General features: G+C 61.4%; 10 protein-coding genes. 4 read left to right on the top strand and 6 right to left on the bottom strand.

What is annotated here, in order from left to right; translation table 11 throughout:
- Positions 1-56: 56 nt before the first annotated feature.
- From ACEN93_RS21200 to mreB, 6 genes are all read right to left on the bottom strand, one after another.
- Positions 57-3,860: a YhdP family protein gene (locus tag ACEN93_RS21200; RefSeq protein ID WP_495610469.1), complete on the bottom strand. Its 3,804-nt coding sequence runs from the start codon at positions 3,858-3,860 to the stop codon at positions 57-59.
- Between the two features lie 75 nt (positions 3,861-3,935).
- A complete protein-coding gene (rng, locus tag ACEN93_RS21195) occupies positions 3,936-5,393 on the bottom strand; it encodes a ribonuclease G (RefSeq protein WP_007953605.1) in 1,458 nt (485 codons plus the stop codon).
- Between the two features lie 57 nt (positions 5,394-5,450).
- Positions 5,451-6,047 carry a Maf family protein gene (locus ACEN93_RS21190; RefSeq protein WP_103385657.1) on the bottom strand — a complete coding sequence of 199 codons (597 nt, stop codon included), beginning with the start codon at positions 6,045-6,047 and terminating at the stop codon, positions 5,451-5,453.
- A 63-nt stretch (positions 6,048-6,110) separates the two neighbouring features.
- Positions 6,111-6,602: a rod shape-determining protein MreD gene (gene mreD / locus ACEN93_RS21185; RefSeq protein WP_039769270.1), complete on the bottom strand. Its 492-nt coding sequence runs from the start codon at positions 6,600-6,602 to the stop codon at positions 6,111-6,113.
- The gene (mreC, locus tag ACEN93_RS21180; RefSeq protein WP_074691838.1) at positions 6,602-7,732 is read right to left on the bottom strand and encodes a rod shape-determining protein MreC; all 1,131 of its coding nucleotides are present in this window, start codon (positions 7,730-7,732) and stop codon (positions 6,602-6,604) included. Before mreC ends, mreD begins: the two co-directional genes overlap by 1 nt.
- 141 nt (positions 7,733-7,873) lie before the next feature.
- Complete coding sequence (gene mreB, locus ACEN93_RS21175) at positions 7,874-8,911, bottom strand: rod shape-determining protein MreB (protein WP_002555108.1); 1,038 nt, start codon at positions 8,909-8,911, stop codon at positions 7,874-7,876.
- Positions 8,912-9,122: 211 nt separating this feature from the next.
- Here mreB and gatC point away from each other — a divergent pair, with 211 nt between their 5' ends.
- The 4 genes from gatC to ACEN93_RS21155 all read left to right on the top strand — a co-directional run bounded on the left by gatC (position 9,123) and on the right by ACEN93_RS21155 (position 12,854).
- Complete coding sequence (gene gatC / locus ACEN93_RS21170; protein ID WP_007953612.1) at positions 9,123-9,410, top strand: Asp-tRNA(Asn)/Glu-tRNA(Gln) amidotransferase subunit GatC; 288 nt, start codon at positions 9,123-9,125, stop codon at positions 9,408-9,410.
- A gap of 16 nt (positions 9,411-9,426) precedes the next feature.
- Positions 9,427-10,878, top strand: a complete 1,452-nt coding sequence (gene gatA, locus ACEN93_RS21165; protein WP_163974033.1) for an Asp-tRNA(Asn)/Glu-tRNA(Gln) amidotransferase subunit GatA — start codon at positions 9,427-9,429, stop codon at positions 10,876-10,878.
- Positions 10,879-10,888: 10 nt separating this feature from the next.
- Positions 10,889-12,334: an Asp-tRNA(Asn)/Glu-tRNA(Gln) amidotransferase subunit GatB gene (gene gatB / locus ACEN93_RS21160; RefSeq protein WP_039769265.1), complete on the top strand. Its 1,446-nt coding sequence runs from the start codon at positions 10,889-10,891 to the stop codon at positions 12,332-12,334.
- A gap of 145 nt (positions 12,335-12,479) precedes the next feature.
- Entirely contained in the window at positions 12,480-12,854 is a 375-nt protein-coding gene (locus tag ACEN93_RS21155) for a septal ring lytic transglycosylase RlpA family protein (protein ID WP_039769262.1), read from the top strand.
- Positions 12,855-12,883: the final 29 nt, after the last annotated feature.

The raw sequence follows: 12,883 nt of genomic DNA, 5'->3' as shown, positions 1-12,883 counted from the left end.
CGCACTCCGCAAGAGGTATGCGGCCATGCTACTCCATCGGTTCAGGGGCTGGCTGTTCAAAAAGGCTTGTCGAAGGTGATTTTCGGCTCTTTCAACGGGCCTTTCACGGTGTATTTGACGCTGGCGAACCGCGCCACGCGATCGCCGATCAGCTTGTCGATCAGGAACAACGCACCGCCGACGGCCGGCGCGCCGACAATCAGCGCGGCAATCGGCAGGTTGTTGGTCACAGGCAAAGTCACCAGCAATTTGGCATCCACCTTGTCGCCCACCAGATCCAGCGTGCCGTCCAGTTCCAGGTTGCTCGAAGGACCGGTCAACTTGATCGGCTCTTTCGTCACATAAACGCCATTGGTCGCCACCAGCAATCCCTTGACCCGGTCATAGCTCAAGCCTTTACCGAACAGGTCGGAGAAGTCGAGACGCAAACGCCGGCCAATCGAGTTGAAGTTGAGCAGACCGAACACGCGCAATGCCTGAGCGCCGCCCTCCACTTCAACAAACTGGCCTTTGTTGAGGGACGCATCGAGGGTGCCGGAGAAGCGCTTGGTCGCCAGCCACGCCGGCGAGCCCGGCCAGCGGCCATCGACATCCATGTGGAATTCTTCGCTGGTCACACTCGGCGCAAAACCCCAGCCCTTGAGCACATCGGCGAGGTTCTTGCCGCCGATCCGCCCCTTGTACCAACTGGTCGTGGCACCGGGGGTTCCTTCCCAGCCGCCGCTGCCCTGCAGGAGGATGCCCTTGAGGCCCAGATCGAGGTTGTTCAGGGCGATGCCCTTGGCGGTCGGCCGAATCTTGAGTGACCAGCCACCGACCAAGTCCTGGCCCTGGAACAATTGATTGATGGTGATATCCAGCGCCGGGATCTTGCTCGGATCGACGGAAGCCAGCGGGTCCGGCGCGTTCTCGTCGGCCTGCACCGTCGGGTCCGGCGCTGGCAATCGCACGTATTGCAGGTTCACCGCAATCGGCGCGCCCTTGGCGTCAGGAATGCCCGCCGTGCCTTTGGCCTGCTGGCTGTCGAGGGCCAGCGCCCAGGCACCGGGCTTGCGATTCACCTGCACGGCTGCCTGATCCAGGGTGGTGCCGAAGGCGGTGAGTTTGCCGATCTTGAAATCTGCGCTGCTGAGCAACTGTTTGGCGTTGCCGCCTGGATCCTGGCCGGCGTATTTGTCCAGCAGATCCTGCCACGGCTTTACGTCCAGCTCCGACAACACGCCACGCACCCGCAGGCCTTTGCTGCCCGGCAACACCGCTTCGCCAGCGCCGAGGAACAGCTCACCCCGACCATCGGCAAAGTTGCCCGGTGGCGCGGCGAAGGTGAAGTTGGCCAGTTGATCGTAATTGACCCAGTAACGCCGCTCCTGTCCCTGCAAGGTCATGCGGAACACCGTGTCACGCCCGGCATCGGCGGCCATGCCGAACGGCGCCGGCAGATCCACCGCCACGCCCTTCAGACTGGAACTGACCATCAATTGGCTGTCAGCGCCGTCCAGATTCACTTGCAACTGATATGGGATGGTCCCGGACACCGGCAATGGCTGAGTCACGCCCAGCCAGTCGGTGAGTTTCTTGACCTCGACCTGCCCTGACGCCGCGATCCGGGTCTTGAGATTGCCGGGGGCACCGTCGGCGAAGATCTGCGCGGTCACCGGCTTGTCAAAAGCCCGGGCACTGATGTTCTGTCCGCTCAGCCCTTTTGCGCTGTCGAAGCGGAAGTCGCCCTTGAGCTGGCTCAATTCAAGCTTCGGCTCCGCCAGCTTCAAGCGCGCATTGGCGGTTTTGAAGTCGACGAGAATTTTCGGCTGATCGCCCTTGGCCAATGGCACATCGAGTTTGAGCTTGCCTTGCAGGTCACCCTCGCCTTCCCAGCCGGCAAAAGTATCGGCGGTGCCAATCGGCGCCTCCTGAAGAATCTTCAGGCCATCGCCCAGCCCGCCAGCAAAGCTGCCGTCGAGGAACATGTGGCTGTGCTCGCCGCTCGGCACATGGGGAATATTGACGAAGACGTCGCCGACCTGGGTATCGAGCAACTGGCCCTTGCTGGCGAGAATGCGCACGCCGCTGTCTTCGATGAACACATCACCGTTGACCTTGCTCACGTGCGGCCAGCCCGGCTGGAAAGCCAGCTCGGCGTCGTGCACCTTGAAGAACAGACTGATGCTGCGATCCGCTTCCCCGGCGTTCTTGTTCAGCGAGCCTTGATACTGGAAGAACCCCTGATCCACCGCGCCCTTGAGAATCGCCGTACGCAGCCATTCGTCGAGGGCCGGGCTCAGGACTTGCGGCAGGTACTTGGCGGTGTAGCGACCGTCGCCATCCACCAGACCGACCCGTAGATCCATGTAGTCTTCCTGGCTGTGATCGAAATGCAGGCGGATCAGGAAGTCGCCGGCGATCTTGCCTTCCTCGCCGAGCACCTTCAGGTACGGCGCGATCAGGGTGAAACCTTCTTTATCGAGCTTCCAGGTCAACCGGGCGTTGGCCTGAATGTATTGCCACGGCTTGGCGAAAATCGGATCGAGGTGCAGGACGAAATCCTTGCTGTCCATGCGCAGTTCGCCCCCGCCGAGATTGCCGGTAAGACTGCCGCTGACATTCCGTGCGGCCGGAGCGCCGTGATAGGCGTCGAACCCGACTTGATCAAGGTTGGCGGCGAAGCCGAATTTGCTGTCGTCGGTGGCGTTCGGCCGGAAATCCAGCAGCACGTTACGCAGACCGCCGGTTACTTTCAGGCGCTCGACCACGGTGGCGACGCCTTGGGGCAAAGGTCCGAGGGCATTGAGCAAAGGTGTGATCGGCGTCAGGTCGAGCCGGTCAGCCTGCAGATGCCAGAGTTCTTCGTTCTTGTCGGTGGCGGCAGTCTGTTTGATCTGGACATGGGATTCCCAGCGGGTTTCGCCGAAATTCATCGCCAGCGAATCAAGCGTGACAATGGCTCCCTCGGAACCGCGCTGGAAATAGCCATTGAGCGCCAGATTGTTGATCTGGATCGGCTTGCGTTCAGCGTAGGCGCCGGTCAGTTGCGGCGCATTGAGACGGACCGCAGCACTCTGCAACGCCCCCTCGCGCCAGTTGACCCACAGCTCGCCACCGGCCTTGATCTCGGAGAAATTCCATTGTTGGGTCAGGCGCTCAGGCAGCCACTTCGACCAGTCGCTCTGCGGCAGGCTGGCATAACCGTCCACTTCGCTGTTCTGCCACTGATTCGGACGAAGTCGCGTGCGCAGGCTCAGCGCCACAGGCTGACCGTCGGGCAGGGTCAGGCGCGCATCGAGGCGTTGGCGGCTGGACCCGGTCTTCAGATTGAGGCCGACATAAGTGAGGGTCAGCGGCGCCTGCTCCAGCGGCTGCAACGTCACCTGACTGTCGAGCACCGACAGTTGCTGAATCATTTGCATGCGGTTGAACAGTTGCTCGGGATCCATGGGCTGGTCCTGCTGCACCGGCAAGCCTTCCAGCGCCCACTTTCCGTCTTCGCCTTCCTTGAGGCTGATCTTCAGACCATTGAGTTCCAAATGGGCGATGCGCACTTCGCGGGCCAGCAGACTGGCCCACAGATCCGGCACTGCGCGCACCCGATCCAGGCGCAGGGCATTGGCGCCGCTGCCGACCATCACGTCGTGGGCCAGCAGGATCGGGGCAAACCCGCTCCAGTTGCCTTCCAGCTCGCCGATCTGCAGCGGCATGCCCAATGCGGCACTGGCCTTGTCTTCGATATCGGTGCGGTATTCGGCCACCAGTGGCGTGAGTTCCCGGCCGAGACTGACGTACAACGCCATCAATACCAGAACCAACGCGCACAGGCCCAGACCCCAGCGGGTCAGTGCGGCCAAAATGCGTGTCAGACGTTCCATGTCAGTTGGCTCCCATGGCAAAAATACTGCAAAAAGCTGAGGCCAGCCGTTTCAGGAAAAAGGTGATGCAGGGGTTCAGAGCAGCACCACGTCATATTGTTCCTGGGAATACATGGTTTCCACCTGGAAGCGTATGGTGCGCCCGATGAAACCTTCAAGTTCGGCCACGTTACCGGACTCTTCATCGAGCAGCCGGTCGACGACTTTCTGGTTCGCCAGCACCCGATAACCCTCGGCCTGATAGGCCCGGGCTTCGCGCAGGATCTCGCGGAAAATCTCGTAGCAAATGGTTTCCGGAGTTTTCAGCTTGCCCCGGCCCTGACAGCTGCTGCACGGTTCGCACAACACTTGCTCAAGGCTTTCACGGGTGCGCTTGCGCGTCATCTGCACCAGGCCCAACTCGGTAATGCCGATGATGTTGGTCTTGGCGTGATCGCGCTCCAGTTGTTTCTCCAGGGTACGCAGCACCTGGCGCTGGTGCTCTTCGTCTTCCATGTCAATGAAGTCGATGATGATGATCCCGCCCAGATTGCGCAGGCGCATCTGCCGGGCAATCGCGGTCGCGGCTTCGAGGTTGGTCTTGAAGATGGTTTCTTCAAGATTGCGATGACCGACGAACGCCCCGGTGTTCACATCGATGGTGGTCATGGCTTCCGCTGGATCGATGACCAGATAACCGCCGGACTTCAGCGGCACCTTCCGTTCCAGGGCTTTCTGGATTTCGTCTTCGACGCCGTACAGGTCGAAGATCGGCCGTTCACCCGGGTAGTGCTCCAGACGATCGGCGATTTCTGGCATCAGTTCGGCGACGAACTGCGTGGTTTTCTGGAAGGTTTCCCGGGAATCGATGCGGATCTTCTCGATCTTCGGGCTGACCAGGTCGCGCAGGGTGCGCAGCGCCAGGCCGAGGTCTTCGTAGATCACACTCGGTGCGCCGATGGTCTTGATCTGTTCGTTGATCTGATCCCACAAGCGGCGCAAGTAGCGGATGTCCATCAGGATCTCATCGGCCCCGGCACCTTCGGCGGCGGTACGCAAAATGAAGCCGCCGGCCTCCTTGATGCCTTCTTTGGCCACGCAGTCGCTTACCACCTGCTTGAGTCGTTCGCGCTCGGCTTCGTCTTCGATCTTCAGGGAAATGCCGACGTGGGCCGTGCGCGGCATGTACACCAGATAACGCGACGGGATCGACAGTTGCGTGGTCAGCCGCGCACCTTTGGAACCGATCGGATCCTTGGTGACTTGCACCACCAGGCTCTGGCCTTCGTGTACAAGCGCACTGATGCTTTCCACCGCAGGACCTTCGCGCAGGGAAATTTCCGAGGCGTGAATGAAGGCTGCGCGATCCAGGCCGATGTCGACGAACGCCGCCTGCATGCCCGGCAGAACCCGCACCACCTTGCCTTTATAGATGTTGCCGACGATCCCGCGTTTTTGCGTACGCTCGACGTGCACTTCTTGCAGCACACCGTTTTCGACCACCGCCACGCGCGATTCCATCGGCGTGATGTTGATCAGAATCTCTTCACTCATGGCAGGGTCTCGTTCAGGCATGTTCACGATAATGGCTGCATCTTGTCCGTTCGACGCTCATTGCGCGTTCAGGGTTTGCCAACAGGGTATGCCGAAATGGCCAAGCAGTTCTGCGCTTTCGCACACCGGCAAGCCGACGACCGCCGAGTAACTGCCATTGAGGCCGGCGACGAACACCGCGCCAAGCCCCTGAATGCCGTAGCCACCCGCCTTGTCCCGGGGCTCGCCGCTGGCCCAGTAGGCGACGGCTTCTTCGCGGCTGATCGGGCGGAACCGCACCCGACTGCGCACCACCCGCGACTCGCAGCACTCGCCGTCGAGCACGGCAATCGCCGTCAGCACTTCATGCTCCTTGCCGGACAACATCATCAGCATGGCGCATGCATCGGCTTCGTCCACCGGTTTGCCAAGAATTTTGCCGTCCAGCACCACGGCGGTGTCGGCGCCCAGTACGCAAAACGCTACGTCGCAGACGACGGTGCGCCGTCCGGCCTCTGCCTTGCCGCGCGCCAGGCGCTCGACGTAGGCCGATGGGGATTCATTGGCGAGAGGGGTTTCATCGATATCCGCGCTGATGGCGGTAAACGGGATGCCGATCTGCGTGAGCAACTCACGCCGACGCGGCGATCCTGAGGCGAGGTAAAGCGGCTTCATCCAAACATCTCCCTGTTGAGTGCCCTGCCTCATGGCACCGGTGGGGGCCCATGCCTGACCGAATCAGTTGATTTTGTAGCGCCGGCGCAATCCACGCAAAGCGAAGCTGACCCATGGCCAGAGCAAGGCACTGACCAGTGCCGGCAGGACCAGCGCAAGGGTCGGCTGACGGTTGCCGGTCAAGGCACTGAGCCAAAGCTGTACGAGCTGGGCGAGGCCGAAGATCACCAGAATCACCAGGCTCTGCTGCCACATCGGGAACATTCGCAGGCGTTGCTGCAATGACAGCACCAGGAACGTGATCAGTGTCAGGATCAATGCATTCTGACCGAGCAGATCGCCTTGCAGCACGTCTTCGGCCAGCCCCAGGCAGAAAGCCGTGACCATGCCGACCGTATGCGGCAGGTACAAAGCCCAGAAGGCCAGGAGCAAAGCCAGCCACAGCGGGCGCAGGATTTCCATGAAAATCGGCAATGGCGACACGCTGAGCAGTATGCCGACGATAAACGTCAGCCAGACGATCCAGCCGTTACGCGATGCGGTAGCTCCGACCATTATTCTTGCCTCCCGGTGGTCGCCGGCGCAGTGACAGGCGGTTTGGCTGCTGGTCGAGCAGCGGGCTGATTCGCCGGTGGCTTGCTGACCGCGGGTGTGGCTGCAGGCGGTTTGCTCGCAGCGGGTTTGGCCGGCGTGGTGTCGGCGGCAGGCGTAGCCGGCGCTGTCGTCGTGGCAGGGGTTGCGGCTGCGGCTGCGGCAGGCGGGGTGACGATTTTCGGCACCGTGGCCGGAACCACCGGACCGCCACCAAAGGCATCGAGGTTTTCCTGAGCCTGCGCGGCATCGTTGGCACGTTCTTCGGCGGTGCGGTTGTCACTGAATACCAGCAGAAGGTAACGGCTGCGGTTCAATGCGGCGGTCGGTACGGCGCGAACAATGGCGAATGGCTGGCCGGAATCGTGGATCACTTCCTTGACCGTCGCCACCGGATAACCGGCCGGGAAACGCTGACCGAGGCCCGAACTGACCAGCAGATCACCTTCCTTGATATCGGCGGTGTCCGCTACGTGACGCAGTTCCAGACGCTCAGGGTTACCGGTCCCACTGGCAATCGCCCGCAGACCGTTACGGTTCACCTGCACAGGAATGCTGTGGGTCGAGTCGGTCAGCAGCAACACACGGGAGGTGTACGGCATCAGTTCGACCACCTGCCCCATCAGGCCGCGAGCATCGAGCACCGGCTGACCGAGCACCACGCCATCACGCTCGCCTTTGTTGATGATGATGCGATGGGTGAAGGGGTTGGGATCCATGCCGATCAGCTCGGCCACTTCGACCTTCTCGTTGACCAGCGCGGAGGAATTGAGCAACTCGCGCAGACGGACGTTCTGCTCGGTGAGGGCGGCAAGCTTCTGCATGCGACCCTGCAACAGCAGGTTCTCCGACTTGAGTTTTTCATTTTCGGCGACGAGCTCGGTGCGACTGCCGAACTGGCTGGCGATACCTTCCCACAACCGTCCGGGCAGGTCAGTAATCCAGTAGGCGTCCATCAGCACCAGCGAGGCCTGGCTGCGTACGGGTTTAAGCAGGCTGAAGCGCGCGTCAACGACCATCAGCGCGACCGACAGTACGGCCAGCACCAACAAGCGCACGCCCAGTGAGGGGCCCTTGGCGAAAAGCGGTTTAATAAGCCGCTCCTCCCAGGCAAATGTTCTGTTTATTCATACGGCATCAAACCGGCCTGGATGAAGACTGACAGAAGATAAACGCCAACAGGCAGCACTGCAAAGTGCTGCCTGCGCGCTCACCCACGTATTGCACCCGGCGACTTATTCGCTGGAGAGCAGGTCCATGGTGTGCTTGTCCATCATTTCCAGTGCACGGCCACCACCGCGAGCGACGCAGGTCAACGGATCTTCGGCAACGATCACCGGCAGACCGGTTTCCTGGGCCAGCAGCTTGTCGAGGTCACGCAGCAGCGCGCCACCACCGGTCAGCACCAGGCCACGCTCGGCGATGTCGGAAGCCAGTTCCGGCGGCGATTGCTCCAGGGCGCTTTTCACGGCCTGAACGATGGTTGCCAGGGACTCTTGCAGAGCTTCCAGCACTTCGTTGGAGTTCAGGGTGAATGCGCGTGGAACGCCTTCGGCCAGGTTGCGACCGCGAACGTCGACTTCGCGAACTTCACCGCCCGGATAGGCCGTGCCGATTTCCTGCTTGATGCGCTCGGCGGTGGATTCGCCGATCAGGCTGCCGTAGTTGCGGCGCACGTAGGTGATGATCGCTTCGTCGAAGCGATCGCCGCCAACGCGTACGGATTCGGCATAGACCACACCGTTCAGGGAGATCAGCGCGATTTCGGTGGTACCACCACCGATATCCACGACCATCGAGCCGCGAGCTTCTTCAACCGGCAGGCCGGCACCGATCGCAGCGGCCATCGGCTCTTCGATCAGGAACACTTCACGGGCACCGGCACCAAGGGCCGATTCACGGATGGCACGACGCTCAACCTGGGTGGACTTGCATGGAACGCAGATCAGCACACGAGGGCTGGGCTGCAGAAAGCTGTTTTCGTGAACCTTGTTGATAAAGTATTGCAGCATCTTTTCGCAGACGCTGAAGTCGGCGATCACGCCGTCCTTCATCGGACGAATGGCAGCAATGTTGCCCGGCGTACGGCCGAGCATGCGCTTGGCCTCGGTGCCGACAGCGACGACACTTTTCTGGTTACCGTGTGTCCGAATGGCCACAACCGATGGCTCATTCAGGACGATACCGCGCTCGCGCACGTAAATAAGGGTGTTGGCAGTGCCCAGGTCAATGGAAAGATCGCTGGAAAACATGCCACGCAGTTTCTTGAACATGGGAAAGGGACCCTAGGCAACGCGTGGGTAAAAAAGTGCGGCAAACTCTAACAACGACAGGGATTTTGGGCAAGGCGCCAATATGTTAAATTGGCCGCTTTTCTGTGCACCAAGCCCCACAATCGCGGCCTTATGACCGTAGAAGTGCGGTAGTGTTCCGACAATCTAACACACGGACGCCGTCCGTCCTGTTTTCCACTGGAGAAACCCGATGGCGCTAGAACGCTCCGACGTGGAAAAAATCGCTCATCTGGCCAGCCTTGGCCTGAATGACGCCGATCTTCCACACATCACTTCGGCCCTCAACAGCATTCTCGGGCTGGTTGACGAAATGCAGGCGGTCAATACCGACGGTATCGAGCCGCTGGCCCACCCGCTGGAAGCCAGTCAGCGCCTGCGCGCCGACGTCGTGACCGAAAGCAATAACCGCGAGGCTTATCAGTCCATCGCACCAGCGGTCGAAAACGGCCTGTACCTGGTTCCGAAAGTCATCGACTAAAGGGAAAGAGCCTGCAATGCATCAATTGACTCTGGCCGAGATCGCCCGCGGTCTCGCCGATAAAAAGTTTTCCTCCGAAGAGCTGACCAAAGTCCTGCTGGCACGCATTACCCAGCTCGACCCGCAGCTCAACAGTTTCATCAGCCTCACCGAAGAGCTGGCCCTCGAGCAGGCGAAAGCCGCCGACGTGCGCCGGGCCAATGGTGAGAGCGGCACCCTGCTCGGCGCGCCGATCGCCCATAAAGACCTGTTCTGCACCCAGGGCATCCGCACCAGCTGCGGCTCGAAGATGCTCGACAACTTCAAGGCCCCGTACGACGCCACCGTGGTGTCGAAGCTGGCCGCCGCCGGCACCGTGACCCTGGGCAAGACCAACATGGACGAATTCGCCATGGGTTCGGCCAACGAGTCGAGCTGGTACGGCGCGGTGAAAAACCCGTGGAACCTGGAACACGTGCCGGGCGGTTCGTCCGGCGGTTCGGCTGCCGCGGTTGCCGCTCGTCTGTTGCCTGCCGCAACGGCCACCGACACCGGCGGTTCGATCCGTCAGCCAGCTGCATTCACCAACCTCACCGGCCTGAAACCGACCTATGGTCGTGTTTCGCGCTGGGGCATGATCGCTTACGCCTCCAGCCTCGATCAGGGCGGCCCTCTGGCGCGCACTGCCGAAGACTGCGCGATTTTGTTGCAAGGTATGGCCGGGTTCGATCCGAACGACTCCACCAGCATCGATGAGCCAGTGCCGGACTACGCCGCTGGCCTGAATGGTTCGCTGCAAGGCCTGCGCATCGGTGTGCCGAAGGAGTACTTCGGTGCAGGTCTCGACCCGCGCATCGCCGACCTGATCCAGAACAGCATCAAAGAGCTGCAGAAGCTCGGTGCCGTGATCAAGGAAATCAGCCTGCCGAACATGCAGCACGCGATCCCTGCGTACTACGTGATCGCCCCGGCAGAAGCCTCCTCCAACCTGTCGCGTTTCGACGGCGTGCGCTTCGGCCACCGCTGCGCAGACCCGAAGAACCTGGAAGACCTGTACAAGCGCTCCCGTGGCGAAGGTTTCGGGCCTGAAGTGCAGCGCCGGATCATGGTCGGTGCCTACGCGCTGTCCGCCGGTTACTACGACGCCTACTACCTGAAAGCGCAGAAGATCCGTCGCCTGGTGAAGAACGACTTCATGACTGCCTTTAATGAAGTCGACATCATCCTCGGCCCGACCACGCCAAACCCGGCCTGGAAACTCGGTGCCAAGAACAGCGACCCGGTCGCTGCCTACCTGGAAGACGTCTACACCATCACCGCCAACCTCGCGGGCCTGCCGGGCCTGTCGATGCCGGCCGGTTTCGTCGACGGTCTGCCGGTCGGCGTGCAACTGCTCGCTCCGTATTTCCAGGAAGGCCGCTTGCTCAACGTTGCGCACCAGTATCAGTTGAACACTGACTGGCACACTCGCACCCCAACCGGCTTCTGAGGAGACACACATGCAATGGGAAGTCGTGATCGGGCTGGAGATTCACACCCAGCTCACCACCCGGTCGAAAATCTTTTCCGGTAGTTCCACCCAGTTCGGTTCCGAGCCGAACACCCAGGCCAGCCTGATCGACCTGGGCATGCCCGGCGTGCTGCCGGTGCTCAACCAGGAAGCGGTGCGCATGGCGGTGATGTTCGGTCTGGCGATTGACGCCGAGATCGGCCAGCACAACGTGTTCGCCCGTAAAAACTACTTCTACCCGGATCTGCCGAAGGGCTACCAGATCAGCCAGATGGAGTTGCCGATCGTCGGCAAGGGCCACCTGGACATCGCCCTGGAAGACGGCACGGTCAAACGCGTCGGTATCACCCGTGCGCACCTGGAAGAAGACGCCGGCAAGAGCCTGCACGAAGAATTCAGCGGTGCCACCGGCATCGACCTGAACCGTGCGGGCACGCCGCTGCTGGAAATCGTGTCCGAGCCGGACATGCGCAGCGCCAAGGAAGCGGTGGCCTACGTCAAGGCGATCCACGCGCTGGTGCGTTACCTGGGCATCTGCGACGGCAACATGGCCGAGGGCTCGCTGCGTTGCGACTGCAACGTGTCGGTACGTCCGAAAGGCCAGGTCGAGTTCGGCACCCGCTGCGAGATCAAGAACGTCAACTCGTTCCGCTTCATCGAGAAAGCGATCAACTCCGAGATCCAGCGTCAGATCGACCTGATCGAAGACGGCGGCAAAGTGATCCAGCAGACCCGTCTGTACGATCCGAACAAGGACGAAACCCGTCCGATGCGCAGCAAAGAGGAAGCCAACGACTACCGTTACTTCCCCGATCCGGACCTGCTGCCGGTGGTCATCGAGGACTCGTTCCTCAACGACGTGCGCGCCACTCTGCCGGAGCTGCCACCGCAGAAACGCGAGCGCTTCCAGAGTGCCTTCGGTCTGTCGGCCTACGACGCCAACGTGTTGGCCACCAGCCGTGAGCAGGCGGACTACTTCGAGAAAGTCGCGAGCATCGGCGGCGACGCCAAACTGGCGGCGAACTGGGTGATGGTCGAGTTGGGCAGCCTGCTCAACAAGCAGAACCTGGACATCGAGGATTCGCCGGTTTCCGCCGAGCAACTGGGCGGCATGCTGCAGCGCATCAAGGACAACACCATCTCCGGCAAGATCGCCAAGGTGGTGTTCGAAGCGATGGCCAACGGCGAAGGCAGCGCAGACGAGATCATCGAAAAGCGCGGCCTGAAGCAGGTTACCGACACTGGCGCGATCTCGGCGGTGCTGGACGAAATGCTCGCGGCCAACGCCGAGCAGGTCGAACAATACCGCGCGGCAGACGAAGCCAAGCGCGGCAAGATGTTCGGCTTCTTCGTCGGTCAGGCCATGAAAGCCTCCAAGGGCAAGGCCAACCCGCAGCAAGTGAACGAACTGCTGAAAAGCAAGCTCGAAGGCTGACGATGGCCCCGCGCCTGAGGATCGTTCCCACGCTCTGCGTGGGAATGCCGCCTCGGACGCTCCGCGTCCATTGCGGTGTGACGCAGAGCGTCACGGGGTGCATTCCCACGCCGGAGCGTGGGAACGATCACTTGGGAGCTTATGAATGAAACGTCTGCTCGGCGCCTGCGCCCTGCTCTCTTTGCTGGCCGGTTGCGCCAGCACCGACACCATCGACCCGCACGGTTACGACCAGACCGGCGTCGCCTCCTATTACGGAGCCAAACACCACGGTAAACGTACCGCCAGCGGCGAAGCGTTCAACCAGAATTCCCTGACCGCCGCCCACCGCCAGTTGCCGTTCGGCACTCGGGTGAAGGTCACCAACCTGAAAAACGATGAATCCGTCGTGGTCCGCATCAACGACCGTGGCCCGCACACCCGTGGCCGCCTGATCGATGTTTCACGTGCGGCGGCCGAACAGCTCGGTATGCTGCGCAGTGGAACCGCCCGGGTTCGGGTGCAGGCCCTCGACGACTGATGGAGCGTCCACCATTTTCGGACTGACCG

Source organism: Pseudomonas sp. Pseusp21 (assembly GCF_059492145.1).
The sequence above is the reverse complement of the archived record's forward strand: the minus strand, read 5'-3'. Positions and strand labels throughout refer to the sequence as shown.